At 64.6% G+C, this 21,589-nt stretch carries 15 protein-coding genes and 3 pseudogenes; 10 read left to right on the top strand and 8 right to left on the bottom strand.

Annotated elements, in window-relative coordinates; genetic code table 11:
• Positions 1-233 precede the first annotated feature (233 nt).
• The 7 genes and pseudogenes from ACSKB9_RS32635 (at position 234) to ACSKB9_RS32605 (ending at position 8,425) form a co-directional block, all read left to right on the top strand.
• Entirely contained in the window at positions 234-1,199 is a 966-nt protein-coding gene (locus ACSKB9_RS32635; protein ID WP_438078289.1) for a sugar-binding protein, read from the top strand.
• Between the two features lie 63 nt (positions 1,200-1,262).
• Entirely contained in the window at positions 1,263-2,789 is a 1,527-nt protein-coding gene (locus ACSKB9_RS32630; RefSeq protein WP_438078287.1) for a sugar ABC transporter ATP-binding protein, read from the top strand.
• Entirely contained in the window at positions 2,786-3,847 is a 1,062-nt protein-coding gene (locus ACSKB9_RS32625; protein ID WP_438078285.1) for an ABC transporter permease, read from the top strand. The genes ACSKB9_RS32630 and ACSKB9_RS32625 overlap by 4 nt, the downstream gene beginning before the upstream one ends.
• Positions 3,848-4,154: 307 nt before the next feature.
• Positions 4,155-5,514 (top strand): annotated as a pseudogene (locus tag ACSKB9_RS32620) (carbohydrate porin).
• A gap of 161 nt (positions 5,515-5,675) precedes the next feature.
• Positions 5,676-6,315 (top strand): annotated as a pseudogene (locus tag ACSKB9_RS32615) (ATP-binding cassette domain-containing protein).
• Positions 6,315-7,396, top strand: a pseudogene (locus ACSKB9_RS32610) (ABC transporter permease). The pseudogenes ACSKB9_RS32615 and ACSKB9_RS32610 overlap by 1 nt, the downstream one beginning before the upstream one ends.
• A gap of 96 nt (positions 7,397-7,492) precedes the next feature.
• Entirely contained in the window at positions 7,493-8,425 is a 933-nt protein-coding gene (locus ACSKB9_RS32605; RefSeq protein WP_253606987.1) for a sugar-binding protein, read from the top strand.
• A gap of 127 nt (positions 8,426-8,552) precedes the next feature.
• Here ACSKB9_RS32605 and arcC read toward each other — a convergent pair whose 3' ends face one another.
• The 8 genes from arcC to ACSKB9_RS32565 form a co-directional block, all read right to left on the bottom strand.
• Positions 8,553-9,512 carry a carbamate kinase gene (gene arcC / locus ACSKB9_RS32600; protein ID WP_253606986.1) on the bottom strand — a complete coding sequence of 320 codons (960 nt, stop codon included), beginning with the start codon at positions 9,510-9,512 and terminating at the stop codon, positions 8,553-8,555.
• Positions 9,496-10,977, bottom strand: a complete 1,482-nt coding sequence (gene fdrA / locus ACSKB9_RS32595) for an acyl-CoA synthetase FdrA (RefSeq protein WP_438078282.1) — start codon at positions 10,975-10,977, stop codon at positions 9,496-9,498. The genes arcC and fdrA overlap by 17 nt, the downstream gene beginning before the upstream one ends.
• Positions 10,978-11,034: 57 nt before the next feature.
• Complete coding sequence (locus ACSKB9_RS32590) at positions 11,035-12,285, bottom strand: DUF1116 domain-containing protein (protein WP_438078280.1); 1,251 nt, start codon at positions 12,283-12,285, stop codon at positions 11,035-11,037.
• A 10-nt stretch (positions 12,286-12,295) separates the two neighbouring features.
• Complete coding sequence (locus ACSKB9_RS32585; protein WP_438078279.1) at positions 12,296-12,487, bottom strand: hypothetical protein; 192 nt, start codon at positions 12,485-12,487, stop codon at positions 12,296-12,298.
• A gap of 102 nt (positions 12,488-12,589) precedes the next feature.
• The gene (locus ACSKB9_RS32580; protein WP_438078277.1) at positions 12,590-13,549 is read right to left on the bottom strand and encodes a DUF2877 domain-containing protein; all 960 of its coding nucleotides are present in this window, start codon (positions 13,547-13,549) and stop codon (positions 12,590-12,592) included.
• A 73-nt stretch (positions 13,550-13,622) separates the two neighbouring features.
• Entirely contained in the window at positions 13,623-16,157 is a 2,535-nt protein-coding gene (locus ACSKB9_RS32575) for a branched-chain amino acid ABC transporter ATP-binding protein/permease (protein WP_438078275.1), read from the bottom strand.
• Positions 16,154-17,029 (bottom strand): branched-chain amino acid ABC transporter permease, encoded by an 876-nt coding sequence (locus ACSKB9_RS32570; RefSeq protein WP_438078273.1) that lies wholly within the window; start codon positions 17,027-17,029, stop codon positions 16,154-16,156. Before ACSKB9_RS32570 ends, ACSKB9_RS32575 begins: the two co-directional genes overlap by 4 nt.
• 40 nt (positions 17,030-17,069) lie before the next feature.
• Positions 17,070-18,194, bottom strand: a complete 1,125-nt coding sequence (locus ACSKB9_RS32565) for an ABC transporter substrate-binding protein (protein ID WP_438080500.1) — start codon at positions 18,192-18,194, stop codon at positions 17,070-17,072.
• Between the two features lie 232 nt (positions 18,195-18,426).
• Between ACSKB9_RS32565 and ACSKB9_RS32560 the strand changes: the two genes are divergently transcribed.
• The 3 genes from ACSKB9_RS32560 (at position 18,427) to ACSKB9_RS32550 (ending at position 21,589) form a co-directional block, all read left to right on the top strand.
• Complete coding sequence (locus ACSKB9_RS32560; RefSeq protein ID WP_438078271.1) at positions 18,427-19,425, top strand: polysaccharide deacetylase family protein; 999 nt, start codon at positions 18,427-18,429, stop codon at positions 19,423-19,425.
• A gap of 55 nt (positions 19,426-19,480) precedes the next feature.
• The gene (locus tag ACSKB9_RS32555; protein ID WP_438078269.1) at positions 19,481-20,686 is read left to right on the top strand and encodes an amidohydrolase family protein; all 1,206 of its coding nucleotides are present in this window, start codon (positions 19,481-19,483) and stop codon (positions 20,684-20,686) included.
• Between the two features lie 126 nt (positions 20,687-20,812).
• Complete coding sequence (locus tag ACSKB9_RS32550) at positions 20,813-21,589, top strand: TetR family transcriptional regulator (RefSeq protein ID WP_438078267.1); 777 nt, start codon at positions 20,813-20,815, stop codon at positions 21,587-21,589.

The raw sequence follows: 21,589 nt of genomic DNA, 5'->3' as shown, positions 1-21,589 counted from the left end.
TTTTAATTCGCTTGATGAAATTATTCAACGCAGGCTACTCGTTTGTGGGTCAAAAAGCGCGGATAGCGACTGAAAAACATCACTCCCATACTATTATTGGCCGAAGGCGTGATCATGAACATCCTTGACTGGACATTTTGTCGCGCTAATTTATTAGTTACGTGAATAAAATAAGGCGTGAAAAGCGCCGGGCGTGAAATCCCCTCACCGGGGGTGTCGACAGGGAGGTGCATATGAATGTCTCAACCAGAAAATTGATCGTGCCGCTCATGGCGGGCGCTGCCGCGCTCGCCATGGCGACGGGGGTAGCACAGGCACAGCAGAAAAAGACCATCGCGCTGGTGACCAATGTCGCGGCCGACTTCTGGACCATCGCGGGCCGTGGGCTTGAGAAGGCGCAGAAGGAGCACCCGGACTACAATATCGAATTGATCGTCACCAATGAAGGGACGGCGGCCGGCCAGCGGCGCGAACTGGACGATCTGCTGGTGCGCGGCGTCGCCGGTATCTCGATCTCGGTCGACGATGCACCGCATGCAACCGAAGAACTCAACAAGGTTGCGGCCAAGACCGTGCTGATCACCACGGACAGCGACGCGCCGCAGAGCAATCGCCTCGCCTATATCGGCACCGACAACGTCGCGGCGGGGCGACAGGCCGGCGAGGAGATCAAGAAGGCGCTGCCGAACGGCGGCAAGATCGCACTGTTCGTCGGAACGATGGACGCCGACAACGCCCGCGAGCGGGTGCAGGGCATCAAGGAAGCGATCGCCGGCACCAAGGTCGAACTGGTCGACGTGTTCACCGACCAGGTGGACTTCGCCAAGGCCAAGGCGAACATGGAGAACGTGCTCGTCAAATATCCCGACATCGCGCTGCTGTCCGGCCTATGGAGCTACGAGACGCCGCTGATCTATGACGCGGTGAAGGCCGCAGGCAAGGCCGGCAAGGTCAAGATCGCCGGCTTCGACGAGGACCAGCGGACGCTGCGCGGCATTTCCGACGGCACGATCGAAGCCACGGTCGTGCAGCAGCCCTACGAGTTCGGCTATCTCTCCGCCACCAACATCATCAAGACGCTGAACGGCGACAAGTCCTGGATTCCGAAGGACAGCAAGCTGATCGTGCCGACCAAGGTGATCAGCAAGACCAACGTCGCGGAGTTCGCCGCACATCTGAAGGAACTGCTCAAGAAGTAACGTCAGTCGGCTTCAACGCCCGGCCGCCACAGGCCGCCGGGCGTTGTGCAGGAGGACATGCGAATGGCGGAAACGCTGCTGGAACTCAGCGGAATCAGCAAGACCTATCCCGGCGTCAGGGCGCTCGACGACGTCAATTTGCGCGTCAATCGCGGCGAGGTGCTGGGCCTGATCGGCGAGAACGGCGCCGGCAAATCGACGCTGATGCGCGTGCTGGCCGGCGTGATCGCGCCGAGCACCGGCGTGATCCGCATCGGCGGCACCGAGCACGCCCGGATGACGGTGACCGAGGCGACGCGATGTGGCATCGCCTTCGTGCACCAGGAACTGAACCTGTTCGACAATCTCGACGTCGCGGCCAATGTCTTCATCGGACGCGAGAAGCTGGCCGGCGGCCCGCTGAAGCTGGTGGACAATGTGCAGATGCACGCCCGCGTGATGCCGCTGCTGGAACGGCTGGGCGCCGATTTCACGCCGGGCACGCTGGTCGAGAATTTGTCGATCGCGGAGCGTCAGATGGTGGAGATAGCCAAGGCGCTCTCGATCGACGCCCGCGTCATCATCATGGACGAACCGACCTCCAGCCTGACGATTTCGGAGACGGAGCGGCTGCTTGAGGTGATTGCCGACCTGAAGACGCACGGCATCTCGGTGATCTACATCTCTCACCGGCTCGGCGAGATCATGAGCTGCGCCGATCGCGTCGTGGTGCTGCGCGACGGGCGCACGGTGGGGGAATTGGCGCGCGACGAGCTCAGCCACGCCGGCATGATCCGGCTGATGATCGGCCGCGACCTGAAGGCGCTGTATACACCGCCGTCCTGCACGCCGCAGCCCGGCGGCTGCGATATCGCCGGCGTCGTGACCACTGCCTTTCCCGACCGGCAGATCAATCTGTCCGTGCGGCGCGGCGAGATCCTCGGCCTCGCCGGGCTCGTCGGCGCCGGCCGCACCTCGCTTGCCCGCGCGGTGTTCGGCGTCGATCCGCTGCTGGGCGGCGAGATCCGGATCGACAACGCGCCGGTCGGCGTCGCCTCGCCGCGGGACGCGATCAGGCAAGGGATCTACCTGGTGCCGGAGGATCGCAAGAAATCCGGTCTGGTGCTGGAACTGCCGATCCGGGAGAACGTGACGCTCGCGAGCCTGCTGGATCATGCGCGGATGTGGCTGGTCAACGGGGCGGCCGAGCGCAGAATCGCCAAAGACCAGGCCAGGCGGCTGTCCATCAAGGCGCCGAGCATCGACATCGAAGCCGTGACGCTCTCCGGCGGCAACCAGCAGAAAGTAGTGCTGGGCAAGTGGCTCTCCATGCAGCCGCGCGTGATGTTCTTCGACGAGCCGACCCGCGGCATCGATGTCGGCGCCAAGAGCGAGATCTATGCGCTGATGCGCAGCCTCGCCGACCAGGGCGTCGCGATCGTGATGATCTCCTCGGACATGGAGGAAGTGATCGGCGTCTCCGACCGGGTGGCGGTGATGCATGAAGGCAGTGTCAGCGGCGTGATCGAGCGCGACCAGTTCAGCGAATACAACGTGTTGAGGCTGGCGGTCGGCCAGGCGCTCGAAACCATGGAGGCCGCTGCGCCATGATGAAGAAGGAACTCGGCCTGTTCTTGCTGCTGGCGGTGATCTCCGCCATCACCGGCGCGATCAATCCGGCCTTCCTGTCGTTCGTGAATCTGCTGAACATGGCCAATCTGATCGGCCTGTTCGGCGTGTTCGCGCTCGGTGAAGGCCTCGTCATCATCACCGGCGGAATCGATCTTTCGCTCGGCTCGATGTTCGCGCTACTCGGCGTCATCTTCGTCGACCTGCTGACGACCTATCAGGTGCCCTGGCCGTTCGCGCTGGTGCTGGTCCTGATGGGCGGGCTTGCGCTGGGCGGCATCCAGGGCTTCCTGATTACACGGCTGAAAATGCAGCCCTTCATCGTGACGCTGTGCGGGCTGCTGATCTATCGCGGCGCCGCGCGCTATTACACCAGCGATTCGACGCGCGGCTTTGGCTACGGCGACGAGGCGAGCACCCTGAGCAATATCGCCTCCGGCAATATTGCGGGCATCCCGAACACCTTCATCTTCCTGATCATCCTTGCGCTGATCCTCGGCGTGCTGTTGCACCGCTCGGTCTACGGGCGCTGGCTTTATGCCGTGGGCAAGAACGAGGAAGCGGCGCGCTTCTCCGGCATCAACACCAACCTCGTGATCGCCACCGCCTATGTCATCAGCGGCGGGCTCGCCGGCGTCTCGACCGTGATGTTCGTGTTCTACACCAACTCGGTTTCTCCGAGTTCCTTCGGCAACTTCTACGAACTCTATGCGATCGCGGCGGCCGTCCTCGGCGGCTGCAGCCTGCGCGGCGGCGAGGGCTCCATTCTGGGCATCGTGCTCGGGACGGCGTTGCTGCAGGTGCTGCAGAACCTCGTGAACATCCTCGGCATTCCCAATTCGCTGAACTTCGCGGTGATGGGGACCGTGATCCTGATCGGTGTGCTGGCGGATCAGCAATTGCAGGCCCGTCGACGGCGCAAGGCCGCGCTCGCAGGCCTCGCCCGCACTGCACCAAGATCGAAGGAAAGCACAATTCTGCAAGGCGCAGCTTCGCATAGCGCAGCTGCGTTGCCGACGACGACGGGCGATCAGGCATGACAACTCGAAAAGGAAGAACCCGGACCGGGAATATGGTCGCGGCGGCTTGAGTAGAGGAACGAGGGGAAGGAGTTCGAGGCGCAAGATCGATCAAGCTCGCGGCGCTCGTATCCAATTTGGCGCAGCAAGCCTGGCCCAGTGAGCCGCAGGCAGACCCTCGCGACCGTCTCGGAGGGCTTTGCGTGCGCGAATTCCATCTCTGATTGATAGAGCGATGAATTGAAACTATCGCGTTCCCCGCTGAAGGGCTTTGGGCGGGAACGTGGCACAAAAATAGACAAAGCCGGGGACGCTGGGAGTGCAGAAAATGTCACTTAGGTCTGTAAACACCGCGCGGGCGTGCGGCGTGGGGATGGCGTTGGCGTTGTTATCTCTGTTCAGCGGCGGCGGCGCGCATGCGGCCGATCTCATGACGAAGGCTCCGCCGGTGCCTTACACCGAGACCGATGACTTCTGGACAAGACCATATCTGTTCGGCGATCTCGGCAGGACGCAACTAAAGGAGCGAGGGATCTCGCTGGCCCTGACGCTGGGCGACGAAGCCGTCGGCAATTTGTCGGGCGGCAACAGGAACACTGCGACCCAAGCCGGACAGCTTTTCTTTCAGGCCAAGTTCGACATGGCAAAACTTGCCGGCATCCATGGCGGCACGGTTGGCCTCACGCTGGTCGACCGCTTCGGCCGCAACCTGAATGACGAGGCGGGAATTCCGGCGCTCCAACTAACCAACGAAGTGTTCGGCCGCGGCAGCATTCTTCGCCTGACCGAACTCTACTACTCGCAGAAGCTGCTCGATGATCGCCTTGAACTCAAGGGCGGCCGTCTCCCGGTCGGCTCCGACTTCTTCTTTGGTCTCTGCGAGTTCATCAACCTGACCTTCTGCGGCGGCCAGCCCGGCAACATCCAGGGTGGCTACATCTACAATTGGCCGGTGAGCCAATGGGCCGGTGTGGTGCACTACAACTTCGCCAAGGAATGGCAGCTCTCGGTCGGCGTCTACGACGCCAACCCGAACTACCTGACGACGTCGGACTCCGCGACTTACTTCCTGCCGGGTGTCCCCGGCTCTAGCCCCGCCTCGGGCGTGCTGGTGCCGGTTGAGGTGGTCTGGGCGCCGAGCGGTCCGTTGAACGGGACCTGGAGATTTGGCGGCTGGTATGACAGCGCATCGACAATTGATGGCGGCCTGCCGGGGATCATTGCGATCTCTCCGGGCACCGGCGGCGTCTCGGACCAGAATCTCGGGAGATTCGCGCGGTCGTTATGGCGTCTATGAATCGATCCTGCAGCGGCTGACGGTTGAAGGTCCCAAGGCACAGGGCTGGTACACCTTCCTCAATACGACCGTCGCCGACCACCGCACGTCGTACCAGGATTACCAGATCGCATTCGGCTTCAGGCACACCGGAACGTTCGCCTCGCGCCCGGAGGACGAAGTCGGCTTTGCGGTCGGTACGACCCATGTGAATACGGCTGCGCTCACGCCCAACGCCGGAGGAAACGAAGTTCCGATCGAAGCCTGGTACGGGTGGCAGGCGACGGGCTGGATGAACCTGAAGTTCGACGCCCAGTATGTGATGCATCCTGGCGGGCGCGGGTACAATGCCGCCGGCGTGAAGACCGACAACGCCTGGATTCTCGGTCTGCGCACGCTGGTGCACTTCTGAGCGGAGGTGGCCAGCATGCTTGAGCAAAGCCAGCCATGGTAACCCCTCACGACGCCGGGCAAGCAGTCCTGGAGTTGAAGGGCATCGGCAAGGAGTTCGGCGCCATTCGCGCGTTGCATGGCGTCGACCTCCGCGTGTCGCCCGGCGAGGTGGTCGGCCTGATGGGCGACAACGGCGCCGGCAAGTCGACGCTCGTCAAGATCATTGCCGGCAACTTTCCGCCAAGTCGCGGCGAGATCCGCTTTGACGGCAAGGCGGTTCATTTCGCCCGTCCGATCGATGCCCGTGCGGTCGGCATAGAAGTGGTCTACCAGGACCTCGCACTCGCCGACAATCTCACTGCGGCGGCCAATGTCTTCCTCGGCCGCGAGCTCAAGCGCAAGCTTCGGTCCATTCGCCTTGCTCGACCACAAGGCGATGGCAGCGCGCGCGCTGCAGCTGTTCGGCGAGCTGCGCTCGGAGACCCGCCCGCACGATCTCGTCAAGCAGATGTCGGGCGGCCAGCGCCAGGCGGTCGCGATCGCGCGGACGCGGCTCTCCAACGCCAGGCTGGTGATGATGGACGAGCCGACCGCCGCGATTTCGGTTCGCCAGGTCGAGCAGGTCCTCGGCCTGATCCATCGCCTGAAGGAACAGGGCGTCGCGGTCATGCTGATCTCGCACCGCATGCCCGACGTGTTCGCTGTCTGCGACCGCGTCGTCGTCATGCGGCGCGGCGAGAAGCGCGCCGACAAGGCGATCGGCGACACCAGCCCCGAGGAAGTCACCTCCCTCATCACGGGAGCGAAGGAGGCTGCGTGATGGCCACGCCCCTGGAATCTCCCTCACCTTCACCAATGTCGGCAAGGCCAGATGGTGGCGCAGCGGCCTGTTCGCCTCGCAGACCGGCTACGTCCTGCTGGCGCTGGCGGCGCTGTTCGTGCTGATGAACTTCGCCAGCCCCTATTTCCTGACCGCAGGCAACATACAGAATGTGGCGAAGAACTTTTCCTTCATCGCCATCGCCACGCTCGGCATGACCTTCGTCATCATCACGGGCGGCATCGATCTCTCGGTCGGCTCCGTGATGTGCTTTTCAGCGATGACCACCTCAATGGTGATGACGCACGTCTCGACACCGGGCATGCCCGGCGCGGAGTGGTTCGTGCATTTAGCCCCTGACGGCAAGACCGTGATTGCCAATATGCCCGGCTTGATTCTGCTCGTCTCGGTTCTGGCGGGGCTCGGCGTCGCGCTGATTGTCGGCCTCGTCAATGGCTTCTGCATCGCGGTGCTTGGACTGTCGCCGTTCGTCACCACGCTCGGCATGCTCTCGATCGTGCGCGGCCTGGGCTACGTCGTCTCCAACGGCCGCGGCAGTTTTCCCGGCGGCCCCGACGCCGAATATTTCTACACGCTGACATCCGGCGTTGTGTTCGGCATGCCGGCGCCGTTCATCTATCTCGTGGTTCTCGCGCTGGCGATGGCGGTCGTGCTGCATCACACTGGTTTCGGCCGCCACGTCTTTGCCGTCGGCGGCAACGAGAAGGCGGCCGCGCTGACCGGCATTTCGGTCGTCCGGGTGAAGATCGAGATCTGCGTGATCTGTGCGCTCGCGGCGGGTCTGCAGGGCATCATCGTCTCGGGCTGGCTGGGATCGGCGCCGGCGAACATGGCGACATCCTATGAGCTCAACGTGATTGCAGCAGCTGTCATCGGTGGCGCCAATCTCGCGGGCGGCGCCGGCGGCCCGCTCGGGGCCATTGTCGGCTGCGTGCTGCTCGAGGTGATCCGCAACGGCCTCGTGCTCGCGCAGGTCAACTCGTACTGGCAGCAGACCCTGGTGGGCGTGATCATCATCGCCGCGGTGCTGGTCGATCGTCTCCGGTCGCGCATGGCCTGAAGAGTTCGTCCTGGAGGATCATGGATGTCCGCCTATCCGCCTCCCGGAGCCGCAGATTTGAACGGATAGGCACGATAAGAAATGTGGAGGGAAACAATGAGAAAGGCACTTCTGGCCGCTGCGGTCCTCGCCATGATGGCAACGCCTGGCCTGGCCCAGAGCTACAGATTCGTGATCGTGCCCAAGGCCATGAACAACCCGTTCTTCGATTTCGCGCGCGACGGCTGCCAGAAACGCGCCAAGGAGCTCGGCAACATCGAATGCATCTACAAGGGTCCTGTCGAGCACGAGCCGGCGACGCAAGCGCAGATCATCCAGGATTTCGTCACTCAAAAGGTGGATGGCCTGGCCATCTCGGTTGCCGACGTTGCCGCGATGACCAAGTCGATCGAGGCGGCAAGTGCAGCCGGCATTCCCGTCATCACCTTCGACTCGGACGCGCCGGGCTCGAAGCGGATTGCCTATATCGGCACCGACAACAAGGAGTTCGGCCTCGCGCTCGGCAAGCAATTGCTGAAGCTGCGGCCTGATGGCGGCAGATACGCGATGATCTCCGGCGGGCCGGGTGCGGAGAACCTGGCCGAGCGGGTCGACGGCGTGCGCGAGGCACTCAAGGGCTCGAAGTGGACCGAGGTCGGGGGCTCGCCCACCTTCTGCAACGACGATCCCGCGCTCGGCGTTCAGCAGATGACCGATCTGCGCACCGCTGCTCCCGACCTTGCAGCCATCATCCCGGTCGGTGGCTGGCCGATGTTCGCGCCCGAAGGCTTCAAGGCGTTCGCCAGCAAGAGCAAGAAGGACATGGACGCCGGCGAGTTCACGCTCGTCGTGGCCGACACCCTCAAGATGCAGCTTGAGCTTTTGAATGAGGGTTACGCCAATGCGCTGATCGGCCAGCGCCCGTTCGAAATGGGCGAGAAAGCGATGGACACGCTGCTTGCCATCAAGAAAGGCCAGAAGGCGCCGCCGATCATCCACACCGGTCTCGACGTTGTGACGAAGGACAACGTCGCGGCGATGCTGAAATAGGCGCGCAGGCAGCCCGAGCGGGGCGGCATGGATCCGGACCTGTGCTCGCGGCCGACCGACATCGGTATCCCGCCGGGCAGATCCCGGCGGCCATCATCAATGGCGGCGCCATCGCATCTGACGAGCGCTAGGGAACGATGTGGGTGCCGGTCTCGCCGGTCAGCGCGGCCATTGCGCAATTGAGGTGGCTGATGATCGCGCGCTTGCCACCACCTTCGAGAAAGCGGATGGCGGCATCGACCTTGGGCCCCATGCTTCCCGGCGGAAAATGGCCCTCGCGATGATAGGCCTTAATCTGCGCCAGGCTGACCTGATCCAGCTCCCTCTTGTCGGGCTTGCCAAAATTGATCGCGACGCGGGGCACCGCGGTCAGGATCAGCAGTTCTTCGATACCAAGCACGTTGGCGATATGGGCCGAGGTCAGATCCTTGTCGATCACTGCCGGCACGCCGGTGCGCACGCCCCGTTCGTCGCGGATCACGGGCATACCGCCGCCGCCGCCTGCGATGACGATGGTGCCGCGCTTGACCAGCGCGTCGACCAGCGAAATGTCGCAGACATGTTTGGGTTTCGGAGACGGCACGACATGGCGCCAGCCACGCCCGGAGTCCTCGCGCATTTTCCAGTTCAACTCGGCGCTGATGCGCTGGGCTTCCTGCTCGGTGAAAAACGGTCCGACGAACTTGGTCGGATTGGCGAAGGCGGGATCGTTGGCGTCGACCTCGACCTGGGTCAGCAGGCTGGCGACGTGCCGGCCGTTGCCATGCGCGCGCAAGACGTTCTCAATCGCCTGCATCAGAAGATAGCCGATGCCACCCTGGCTGTGCGCGACGCAGATGTCCATCGACATCGGCGGGATCCGGCTCATCGTCAGCATCTGGCGCATCATGATCTTGCCCACCACCGGCCCGTTGCCGTGGGTGATCACCAGTTCGTTGTCGAGTTCGGCGAGCGGCAGCAGCGCCTCGGCCGTATGCTGGGCGACGGCTTTCTGCTCGTCCGAGGTGCCGCTGATGTCTTCGGGGTGGACGGCATTGCCGCCGATCGCGATCACGAGACGGCGCGGGACCTCATTGAGTGTTCGCATAGCGCGGCATCCTGACGTCGTTGACGGAAAAAGCGAGAGCAAGGTCGCAGGCCTGGGCATTCGACGGCGCCACCACGATGCCGGCGTCCTCGAGCAGCCTGATCTGCGCCGAACGCAACTGGCGATCGAGCTCGGTCCCCGTCACCGACGCAACCAGGACCGGCACGTCATCCGCGCGGCCCGCCACGACAGCCGCAAGATGCGCTGCCGGATTGTCATGTGCGCCGTATCCGATCACGAGATCGAGCAGGATGACGGCGACCGCGGGATCGACCAGCGCCGCCCGCAAGGCATCGTCGCGCACCGAGGGATCGATCATCGGATGCGGCCGGCCCTGGGTATATTCGTCGGCCCCGAGGTCGACGATGCGGTCCCTCCCCTGCGCTTCCGGGTCGCTGAAATGCGGGACGCCGGGAATGGCGGCATTCGATGCCACCTTGCGACCGCCCGCGGCAAGGATCACCTGAGCCTCGGCACAGAGGGTGCCGCCAGCGAACAGCCCTTCGATCCGCTGCGCCGCCTTGCGTCGCGGCGGCAAACGCGCAGCCACGGCGGCAGCGTCGAACTTGCCGCCAATGCTCCGGCCGTTGCCGAGGGTTTTCTCGGCCGCTTCCCTCAACGTACCGGCAAAGCGTGCATTCGACGGCAGATCCGCCGAGGCGGCGCCGATGAAGCACACCGTGTAGGGCTTCGAGCTGTTTCCGATCCGGCCGAGCACAGCCCGGGCGACGTCCGGATGCGGCGGCTTGGAGATGAGCACGACGCGATCGGTCTCGGGATCGGCATCAAGGGCGTCGATCGCCATCAATGTCGTGATGCCGCCGATCTCCTTCTTCAAATCCCGTCCGCCGACGCCGATAGCGTGGGAAATGCCTTCGCCCGCCTCGGACAGCAGGCACGACACCTCCTGCGTCCCGGTCCCGGATGCGCCGATGATCCCGATCCTGCCGCGCTTCAGTCGGTTGGCGAAGGCGAGCGGCGCGCCGCCGATGACCGCCGTGCCGCAGTCCGGCCCCATCATCAAGAGGCCCGCTTCGCGCGCCTGCTGTTTCAGCGACAATTCATCCGCAATCGAGACATTGTCGCTGAACATCAGGACATGAAGTCCGCGGTTCAGCGCCTTGCGCGCTTCCGCCGCGGCGAACTCGCCGGGAACGGAGATCAGGGCGAGGTTGGCGGCGGGTGCGGCCTTGACGGCCGCGGCAATGCTGCGCGGCCGCCACGCTGCTTCGCCGGTGCTGCTCGTCTTTGGACGGTCGAGCGCCTTTTGCGCTTCGGCAAGCGCGGCACGTGCCGCCGCATCGCTTTCGGCTTTGATTGCTAGGATCAGATCATTGCCCTGCGCGATCACCTCGCCGTCGAGCAATCCGGCGTTGCGCAGGATCGCCTGGTTGGACGGCGTGCCCATCATCAGCGCGGCTTCGACGACGCCCGCCGCCGACGCGACCTCCCGCGACAACCGCATCAACGCCACCGAGTTCGAGATAGAAGCCCTTGCGAATTTCGTTCAGGACAAACGCGCTCATGACACCCCCAGATCTTCCGCAATGGCGAGGACGGCCTGCCGGAAGCAGGCCATCGGCGCCCGCACCACGCCGGCGCCGACCTGGCCGATGCCGGGCTCGCGATGCGCGATGCCGGTGTTGATGACCGGTGCAAGGCCGGTATCCACCACCAGGCGAACGTCGATACCGGTCGGCACGCCGGCAAAGTCGAGCGCGGGGATCGTCCATTCCGGATTCTGCCCGACGGTGATTTCACTCATTGCCCGCGTGAAATTGCCCGCCGACGACGGCGCCCCGGCGCCGATGAATCCGGCAACTGCCGGAGCTGCTGCCATCGCGAAGCCACCAAGCCCGACCGTCTCGACGATCGCGGAGTCGCCCATGTCAGGATTGGCATCCTTGCGCGAATAGCCCGGGAAATAGAGTCCTTCCGGCATTTCCACCGGCGCCGTGAACCAGCGATCGCCCAATCCGCTGACACGGACCCCGAAGTCGGTTCCGTTGCGGCACATCGCGGTCACCACCGTCGAACCGCGAATCCCGCTGGCGGGATCGGTCAGCGCTTTGCCCATCGCCATCGCGATGTTGAGAAAGAACTGATCGTTCTGCGCGATGAAGCCAATGCAGCTTGCGAGAACCTCGTTGTCCGTCGAGGTGCGCGCCAGCGCCGACCCGATCTCGCGCAGGAACACGCTGGAGCAGGCCAGGTTGCGCTGGTGCATTTCATCGCCCATCGAGAGTCCGCGCGCGATGATCGCCTTCAGGTCGATCCCGCCATGCGCGCGGATCGCCCTGGCCAGCACCGGCCCGAATACATCACGCAGCCAGCCGAGGCGGGCCAGCACGCTATCGTCATTGCCGCCGAAGCGCATAACCTTGCCAAGGCCCTCGTTGATGGCGCAGTAGGCGCGGTTGCCATATTTGATGTTCTCGACGACGAACACCGGCATGGAGACCGTGGTCATGCCGGTCATCGGACCGACCGCGCCGAAATGATGATTGGGGTGGAAGGCGACGCCGCCGCCGGCCGCGAGTTCGAAGGCGGCTTCAAGATCCGGAGCCCAGCCTTCGAATACGATGGCGCCTGCCACCGCGCCACGCATCGGACCGCACATTCGGTCCCAGGTGATCGGCGGCCCGGCATGAAGGATCATGCGTTCCTTCAACCCTTCCAGCACGTCGCGTGCCGGAACGATATCGATCAGCCTGGGCTCACCCTCGAGGATGCGGGCCAGCGCCTGCTTGTTGGCGTCTTCGATCAGCTTCATGGCCGCGCTCTCACGTACCGAGCTTGGCGAGCAGTGCCGCCGTTTTGGGATCGCCATCGGCAGGAGGCGTCCAGTCGACCTGTACGACCTCGACATCGCAGTCCCGCAAGTCCTTCACAAAGCCTGCCAGCCCGACGTTCACCACGCTCGGCTTGCTCATCAACAAACGCCCGCTCGGCGTCCCTTCCTGCTTGGTCACCACTTGCGGCCTCCCGAGATCCGATGCATCGATCTTAGTAAGAAAGTTTTTACTTTGTCAAACACGCAACCTGTCGTCCGAATTCCCGTTGTGTCGCATGATCGTTTAGGCCCCTGCGATTGATCGCGTCGGCGGGCCGTTGCCGGTGAGGCCGGCATGATGCAGCGCGCTGTCGTTGAGCAGCCGGCACTCGATCGCGCGCAACACCATCAGCGCACCTGCAAACGCATCCAGTCCGGAGCTTTGCCCGATCCGCGACAGCGCCGCGACCGCGGACTTGATACGATCGACCCGTCCGCCAATCGTCGCGTCGATGGCTTCATGGAGCGCCGCCGCCGCGAAGCCGAGCACGGCACTGTTCAGGTGGGCGGCACTGATCTGATTGGTGCGGCCGAGATGCGCGCGACAGGTCTTCCACAGCGCGTCGCGCGTGGCGAGACGGCCGAGGCCGGCGAGCGCGACCAGCGCGCCGCCGATCAGGTCGTCCCCGGATGGCGTGAGCCCGGAACCAAGTCCGATCAATTCGACGATCTCCGGGTAGTCACGCGGTACGCATCGCTCTCCGCGAAGCCCGGCCTCGATCAATCGTTTGAGCGCGGCGAGCCCCGGCGCCGCGGCAGCGAGCACCCGCGACGGCCTTGTGGGCGGCTCCGCGCCACCCGAGGTGGCCAGCCCCTGCTCGACCGGCAAGCGACGCCAGACCTGATCGACCATCGCAAGCCCTGCCCGCAAACTGTCGAGCGTCCATTCCGGCGAAGGCGGCGGCGCCCATACGGAGGCCGTCTCGAAGCCGGCAAACCGCATACCGTCCACGAGCAGCATCGTGTCGACGATCGCAACCTCTTGTCCGGGAACGAGCAGCCGCGGCTCAATCCCGGTGCACCGAAGATGCAGCGGGCCGGAGCCGAGGTCTTTGACACCGATGCAGATCCAGCAATCGTCGAGTACCGCATAAAGGCTGCGCTCGAACACCGCCGCAATGCGGCCGCGCCGTCCGCTGCGCAGCGCGCGACGCGCCAGCACGCCGACCTCGATCACGGCACCGCCGTCGAATCGTTCTGACACGGGCGCGCCTGGCAGGTCGCGAAACGTATTGCCTGGCCGCATCACACCGATCTCCCGCTGCGCAACCATGGTGTCAGGACGCGAGCACTGCGGTTCGCGGCATGCTACTCCCGTGGGCCTCTCCGCCGAGATAGGCGGCTTCAAGCGAGGGATCCTCCGCGATGATTTCGGCCGCACCGCTCTTCAGGATGGTGCCGGTCTCAAGCAGATAGGCCCTGTCGGCAAGCGCAAGGGCTTGCCCGGCCATCTGGTCGACCACGATCAGGGTCATCCCCTCGACGCGAAGCTGCTCGAACGAGGCGAACAACTCGTCGACGACAAGCGGCGCCAGTCCAAGCGACGGCTCGTCAAGCATGAAGACCTTGGGCGCGGTCAGGAGCCCACGCGCGACTGCGAGCATCTGCTGCTCGCCGCCCGACAAAAGGCCCGCGCGATGGTTGATGCGCTCCTTCAGGCGCGGAAAGCGGGCAAACATCGCGTCGATCTCCGCGTCGAGTTCGAGACCCTTGCGTGCGAAAGCGCCGAGCTGCAAGTTCTGCCGCACCGTCAGTTCCGGAAACACCTGACGTCCTTCAGGCACCAGCACGATGCCGGCCCTGGCGCGGATATGCGCCGGCATCTTGTCGACGCGGGCGCCGGACAGCCGGATCTCGCCGACCGACCGCGGTGGTTCGAGACCGGCAATCGAGCGCATCAGGGTGGTTTTGCCCGCTCCGTTGGCGCCGAGTACGGCGATGGCCTCGCCGGGCGCGACGGCAAGGTCGATCCCACCGAGCGCCCGCGACAGGCCATAGAAGGCATCGAGCGCGCGGACTTCGAGCGCCGTGCCTTGTTTCGCCAGGCGCGGCGCGCGGCGCCGCTCACCCGACGGCGCATCGCCGAGATAGGCCTTGCGGACCAGCGGATCGTTGCGGATCGCCGCCGCATCGCCGATCGCGATGCGCTTGCCCCCATCGAGAACGACGATGAGGTCGCTCAGCGACATGATCATCGGCATGTCGTGCTCGACGATGATGACCGCGATCCCGGTCTCCGCGATGCGACGGAGCAGAACCGTCAGCCGCTGCTTGTCGCCCTTCGAAAGACCCGCGGCCGGCTCGTCGAGCAACAGGACCTTCGGACGCAAGGCGAGCGCCCTCGCGATCTCGACCAGTCGCTTCTCGCCATGGGGCAGCGCGTCCGCGCGTCTGCTCAAATCGCCGTCGACACCCGCAAAGCGCAACAGCGACCGCGCAAGGCGCTCCTGCGCGTCATTGTGCAGCGCGGACACGATGTTACCGAGCTTGCCGGCCGTCGCCGCCAGCAGGACATTCTCGATGATCGAGAGCGAGCCGAAGAGCTGCGTCGTCTGGAACGTTCGCGCCACTCCGACACGCGCAAGCTGGTGCGACGGCAAGCCGGTGACGTCGCGGTCGCCAAGCTTCACGGTGCCGGATTTCGGGCGGTAGAAGCCGCAAAGCAGATTCAGCGCGCTGGTTTTCCCCGCACCATTGGGGCCGATGACGCTGGTTACCGTGCCGGGTTCCGCGGTAAACGAGACGTCCTGCACGGCGCGGACACCGCCGAACGAGATCGAGAGGTTTGCGACGTCAAGACGCGACGCGCTGCTGGTTCCGATGCTGAGGTCGGCGACCGGCTCGACGGCCCCCGCGCCCGTATCGGCCTTCGATCCCGCCGGCAGGAACCTTGCCGCGAATTGCTCGATCAGCCCCATGATGCCCGAGGGCGCGACCCGCAGCACGGCGAAGAGCAACACGCCAAAGGCAAGCAGACGATACTCCGCGAGATCGGACAGCATTTCCGGCAGCAGCACGACGAGCGCCGCCCCGATCACCGGCCCCAGCGCCGAGCCGGCGCCGCCGACCATGACGCCGAACAGCAGCAGGATCGATTGCAGAAAGGGGAACGAACTTGGACTGATATAGCCCTGGAGGGGCGCAAATAGCGCCCCCGCCAGTGCCATCGCTGCGGCCGAGATGATGAACGCCACGGTGCGGACCCGCACGAGATCAATGCCGATCGAGCGCGTCGCAACCTCGGTGTCGCGGGCGGCACGCATGGCGTAGCCCCAGCCGCTGCGCTTCAAGCGCTGGAACAGGATGAGGCCGGCGAACACCAGCACGATGCCCGCGATCGCCAAATGCCGCTCCGACAGCGGAAAGCCGAACACCTGCGGCGGCGCGGTCAGGATCAGGCCGTTGCCGCCGCCCGTGAGGTCGCGCCACTCGATCGTGCCGTGCTCGATGATGAAGCCGAAGGCGATTGTCACCATCGCGAGATATGGACCTCGCACACGCAAGGCCGGCATCGCGAGCAGACTACCGACGACGCTGACAAGAGCAATCGCTGCAGCCGTCGCCGCAAGATAGGGCCACCCTGCCTTCTCCATCAGGAGCACGGTCGTATAGGCCCCGATCGCCATGAAGCCGATGTGGCCGAGCGAGATCTGCCCGGCGAGACCGAGCAGCACGTTGAGGCCGATACAAGCGATCGCCGTCAGCGCGATGGTCGCGACCAGGAATACGCCGTAGCTGTCGGCAGCAGCGGCATAGAGGATGGCGGCCGCGAGTGCCGCGACGGCGGCGAGAACGGAGACGCGAGAGGTCATACCTTTTTCACTCCGGCTCGGCCGAGCAGCCCGTGGGGGAGGACGACAAGAATTGCGATCACCGAGGCGAATGTGATGATCTGGGTGTAGACCGACCCCAGATAGTTGGTCGCGAACACCTCGATCAGGCCGAGGCAGAGCCCGGCCAGCATCACGCCCCAGGCGCTGCCGAGACCGCCGATGATCGCCGCCGCGAAGGCCTTGATGCCGAACAGCGTGCCCATTTCCGAGGACACGTTGAACAGGGGCGCGATCAGCAGCGCCGCAACCCCGGCCAGCATCGCCGAGACCGCGTAGCTTGCCGCGATGGCGCCGCTGACGTTGATGCCCATCAGCCGCGCGGCGTTCGGGTTCTGGACCACCGCGAGCATGGCGACGCCGTGACGCGTCCTGCGACTGAGCAGATGAAGTGCCAGCGCCAGCAGCAATCCGACCACGGGAATCAGGAGTTGCAACGGATAGACCCCCGCGCCCTCGACGATCTGGATCGGCTTGGCCGCCAGGACGGACGGAAAGCTGCGCGGCTCCTTGCCGAAGACGAACATCATCACATTGTCGACGATGATGCCGACCGCAACGGTCGCCATCAGCCAGTTGTCGGAGCCACGCTGCACGAACGGCCGAACGGCAAAGCACTCAATCAGCAGGCCGTAGACCGCGCAGACGAGCAGAACGGCGGGAATGCCGGCCGCGGCCGGCCAGCCCCACAGCACGAGGAAGAAGTAGCCGGCAACGGCTCCCAGGGTCATCGAGCTGCCCTGGGAGAAATTGACCGTGCCGGAGACGGCGTAGGTGACGTGAAAGCCAAGCGCAAGCAGCCCGTACATGCTCCCGAGCGCCAGTCCTGTTATCACCGCGGGAAGAAATGACATCGATGACTACCCTGCTTGTTTGTCGGACGATCTCGCGCGGTCAGTTCCGTGCGAACGGCATGATGTGGTTGTCCTCGAACCGCGCCCAGATGTAGTCGCCCGCCGTCAGCGCATCGTGCTTGTCCTGCGCGAACGGCTTCTCATAGGTCTTGATCAAGCCGTCCACGCGGTCGATGGCGTAGAAGCCGTCACGGACGGCGGTCGGTTCGGTGCCACCGGCCTTTTCGATTGCTCGCGCAATGACCAGGATGGAATCGTAGGCGTTGGCGACGCCAACCGCCGGCGTCACGTCCGCAGGCCCCTTGATGTCCGAATACTTCGCCTGCAGGGCCGACATCACTCGCTTGCCGACCGGCGATAGGTTCCCGAAGAAGCTGTAGGTCTGGACGAAGATCACGTTCTCCGCGCTCGGCCCGGCGAGCTCGGTGAAGCGGCCGCCGGCCGGCCCCCAATGCGAGACGATCGGCGGCGCCCAGCCCATGCGGTCGAGCGATTTCACAACTTGGGAGGACGGTCCGACATTGCCGACCAGGTAGAGCGTATCGGCGCCGGCCTGCTTCAGCCGCGACAGCTGGGAAACGACATCGACGTCGTTGCCTTCGAACTTCTCGACGCCGGCAGGCTCGATTGCTGCGGCCTTCAATGCCGCCTTCAGCCCATGCTCGTTCGACTCGCCCCAGGGATTGTTGACCAGGATGAGCCCGGGCTTCTTCGCATTGTAGGTCTTGCGCGAGAACTGGACGATCGCCTTGTCGACCTCATCGTCCATGGCCGAGACGCGGAACACGTAGTTGGACGGGGCACCGTTCCGCGTGATGTTGGTCCCGGCGGCCCACGGCACGACGAACGGCACCTTGACGTTGTTGACGAACGGCACGATGGCGAGCTCGACCGGCGTGTCGAGGCCGCCGACCAGGACGGCGACCTTCTCGCGCTGAATCAGCTCGCGCGCGGCGATCAGCCCTTTGGCCGGATTGCTCTCGTCGTCGCGGCGGACGAGCTCGAGCGGACGTCCGAGCACGCCGCCCTTCGCATTGATTTCCTCGATGGCGATCGTCGCTCCGCGGGTCAGCGCCTCGCCGGCGCGCGCCGACTGCCCCGACAGGGCGGTCACCAGGCCGATCTTGATCGGTTCGGCCGCGCGAGCGCCGGACGTGAACGGCAACGCGGCCAGCAGGATCGTCGCTGCGGCGTGCCAAACCGGCCAACGACGCGCAGGTCCGGACGAAACTATGCTCCTGAAGTTCATCTTCGGTGTTCCTCCGCTGATGGCGGCCTCGGCATCGAAGCCGCCAGTTCCTCCGCTGCCGCTTATGCGCGGACTTGACGGAAGTAAAAACTTTCTTCAAAAATATTCCGATGTCAAGCGAGCGATCAACCGCGCGGGGAAAATTCCGATGGACCCAAGGATTGTCGAGGCCCGCGATGTGTTGATCTCGATCGCGGAAGATGGCGACCGCCTGTCGCGCGGGGAAGCCGTGCTGCGCTCGGATTCTGTCGGACCGGTCCTCGCCGCTCACGGACGCTATCGCTACAGCGCGATCGGGCAACGCCCGGATTTCAATTGGCCGCAAGGACGGCGGCTTGCCGTATATGTCGGTCTCAACCTCGAGCGTTTCGCGTTCGGCGACGGGCTCGGTGCCGAACTCTGCCCCGGCGGTCCGCATCCGGACGTCCTCAACTACGCCTGGCGCGACTATGGCAACCGCGTCGGCGTGTGGCGCCTGATCGAGCTGTTCGATGAGTTGGAACTGCCGCTGTCGGTGCTCGCAAACAGCAACATCTATCACTACTGCCCTGAAGTCATGGAGGCATTTCGCGCCCGCGGCGACGAAATTGTCGGTCACGGCCGTACCAATTCCGAGCGCCAGGGTGTGCTTGCGCCCGACCAGGAGCGGCAATTGATCGCGGAAGCGACCGATGTCATCGCGCGAGTCGAAGGGCGGCCGCCGCGCGGCTGGCTGGGGCCCTGGATTTCGCAATCACAGGTCACACCCGATCTGCTGGCCGAAGCAGGCTACGAGTACCTTCTCGACTGGTGCATGGACGATCAGCCAGTGTGGTTCTCGACGCGGAACGGCGGCCGCATCCTTTCAGTGCCCTATCCGCAGGAGTTGAACGATATCCCCTCGATCGTCGGTCGCAAGGACTTCGGCGAGCAGTTCGCCACCATGATCACCGACACGTTCGAGGAGATGCTGGCACAGTCGAAAAGGCAATCGCTCGTCATGGGAATTGCGCTGCACCCCTATCTGGCCGGCCAGCCGCACCGCCTGCGTCCGCTGCGGCGCGCCCTGCAGACAATCCTGGCGCGGCGTGACGAGATCTGGATCACCACTGCTGGAAGCATAGCCGCGTTCTCGCGCGCGCTGCCCGATGGCATCGTCCCAACATGATGGAAACAAATCGGGCCCCGATCGCCTCGCCGTTGCAACGAACCGGAGACGACCAGTGAGCACTGCCGACACGCTGTTTCGAAACGCCCGATTGGTCGATGGGCGCACCGTCGATATCGCCGTGCGCGACAGCCGCATCACCTCGATCGCGTCGCACTCGCCGGTCGCGGCCGGCGAAACCCTTGATCTGACCGGACGCCTGGTGTTGCCGGGGCTGGTCGATGGTCATATCCACCTCGACAAGGGCTTCGTCGGCGACGATTGGAAGTCCCACCGCCCCTGCACCGCTGGTTTCAGCGTGCGCGAGCGCGTCAAGTTCGAGAAGGAGGCGCTTGCCGGCGCGAGGCCGATTGCGGTGCGGGCGGCGGCGCTGATCGACCTCTGCGTCGCGCACGGCACGACCCGGATGCGCAGCCACGTCGATATCGACCTTCAGGTCGGGTTGCGCAATCTCGAGCAGGTCATGGCGGCGCGTGACGCGCACCGCGACAAGGTGTCGGTCCAGATCGTCGCGTTTCCGCAAAGCGGCATCGTGACGTCGCCGGGCGTGGCCGGACTGCTCGACGAGGCGGTTCGCGCCGGCGCGGACCTGGTCGGCGGTCTCGATCCGGCGGGTTACGATGCCGACATCGACGGGCATCTCGACGTCGTCTTCGGCATTGCCGACCGGCGCGGAGTCGGCATCGACATTCACCTGCATGACGGCGGCTTACTCGGTATCTTCGAGATCGAGAACATTGCACGCCGGACCAAGGCCCTCGGGCTCGGCGGCAAGGTCACGATCAGCCATGCCTATGCTCTCGGCGAGGTGCCGCGAGACGTGGTTCAGCGCACCGCGCAGCTACTCGCCGAGGCCGGGGTCGCGATTTTGACCAACGCGCCCGGAGCGCATGCGTTTCCGCCGGTGTTGCTGCTGCGCGATGCCGGCGTCAATGTATTCGCCGGCAATGACAACATCCGCGATTCCTGGTGGCCCTACGGCGACGGCGACCTCCTGGAGCGCGCCATGATCGTCGGCTACCGCTCCGGCTTCAGCACCGATGCCGACCTGGCGGCGGCCTTCAACATGGTGACCACCATCGCCGCGCAGGCACTCGGCCTCCCGGACTATGGGGTGGCCGAGGGCGCGGCGGCGGACTTCGTCGTGATCGACGCCCAGCACGTGCAAGAGGCCGTGGTGGCCCGGCCCAGGCCGCGCGATGTCTACAAGAATGGGCGCCTCGTCGCGCATGGCGGCACGGTCGTGACGGCGGCGCGTTGATGTGGATGTGGAGACCGAAACATCGGGAAGGTTACCCCTTGACGAGCCACCGCAATAGCGATCTCGATCCCGCGAGCCTGCACGGCAGGGCCCCGCATCCCGTTGAACATGATGGGCGGGGACATATTGTCCGCGCTGGGCTCGTACAACCTGAGAAAAGCTTGTCCCGTGACTGAAACGACAGCATCGACCAACCCGGCCCGCAGCGCCACACGCGGCAGACGGGCACGCGATTCCGCATTGACCAAGGAAGCGATCCTGCACGCGGCGACGTTCGAATTCTGCCGCAACGGCATTGGCGGAGCTCGGGTTGAAGCCATCGCGAAGCGCGCCAAAGCCAACATGCGGTTGCTGTATGCCTATTTCGGCGACAAGAACGGCCTTTATCTCGCCGTGCTCGAGCACGTCTACACCGAGATCCGCGCGGCCGAACAGCAACTCAAGCTCGACGACCTCGATCCGGTCGCGGCCATGCGCGAGCTGATCAACTTCACGTTCACCTTTTTCGGAGCGCACCAGAACTATATTGCCCTGATCAACAATGAGAACCTGCAGCGCGGGCGCAACCTGCGCAAATCGCGCAAGATCGCCGACCTCACGCTGCCCTTGGTCGCGAGCATCGAAAACATCCTTCGCCGGGGCGTCGCGGTCGGGCTGTTCCGCAGCGACGTCGATCCGGTTCAGCTCTACGTCACGATCACGGCCATGAGCTATTTTCATGTCTCCAACCGCTACACGCTGTCGGCGATGTTCGACAAGGATCTGGGAGAGCCGGACTGGCTCGAGAAACGTCGCCACCACGCGCTGGACGTGATCATAACCTGGTTGACGGCGACGGCGGCCGCAAGCGAGGGAAAACGGAAACCGTCCGCAGCCAGAACACCGGCCGGCGCCGCACGCTAG

Origin of the sequence: Bradyrhizobium sp. BR 1433 (assembly GCF_051547665.1) — a bacterium.
GTDB classification, from domain to species: domain Bacteria; phylum Pseudomonadota; class Alphaproteobacteria; order Rhizobiales; family Xanthobacteraceae; genus Bradyrhizobium; species Bradyrhizobium australafricanum.
Note: the sequence above shows the minus strand (reverse complement) of the source record. Positions and strands in the feature narration are given on the sequence as shown.

Excerpts from the sequence above, each read along its gene's own strand:
- ACSKB9_RS32635 (WP_438078289.1), top strand. The coding sequence starts at position 234 with ATGAATGTCTCAACCAGAAAATTGATCGTGCCGCTCATGGCGGGCGCT.
- ACSKB9_RS32630 (WP_438078287.1), top strand. The coding sequence starts at position 1,263 with ATGGCGGAAACGCTGCTGGAACTCAGCGGAATCAGCAAGACCTATCCC.
- ACSKB9_RS32625 (WP_438078285.1), top strand. The coding sequence starts at position 2,786 with ATGATGAAGAAGGAACTCGGCCTGTTCTTGCTGCTGGCGGTGATCTCC.
- ACSKB9_RS32605 (WP_253606987.1), top strand. The coding sequence starts at position 7,493 with ATGAGAAAGGCACTTCTGGCCGCTGCGGTCCTCGCCATGATGGCAACG.
- arcC (WP_253606986.1), bottom strand. The coding sequence starts at position 9,512 with ATGCGAACACTCAATGAGGTCCCGCGCCGTCTCGTGATCGCGATCGGC.
- fdrA (WP_438078282.1), bottom strand. The coding sequence starts at position 10,977 with ATGCGGTTGTCGCGGGAGGTCGCGTCGGCGGCGGGCGTCGTCGAAGCC.
- ACSKB9_RS32590 (WP_438078280.1), bottom strand. The coding sequence starts at position 12,285 with ATGAAGCTGATCGAAGACGCCAACAAGCAGGCGCTGGCCCGCATCCTC.
- ACSKB9_RS32575 (WP_438078275.1), bottom strand. The coding sequence starts at position 16,157 with ATGACCTCTCGCGTCTCCGTTCTCGCCGCCGTCGCGGCACTCGCGGCC.
- ACSKB9_RS32570 (WP_438078273.1), bottom strand. The coding sequence starts at position 17,029 with ATGTCATTTCTTCCCGCGGTGATAACAGGACTGGCGCTCGGGAGCATG.
- ACSKB9_RS32560 (WP_438078271.1), top strand. The coding sequence starts at position 18,427 with ATGGACCCAAGGATTGTCGAGGCCCGCGATGTGTTGATCTCGATCGCG.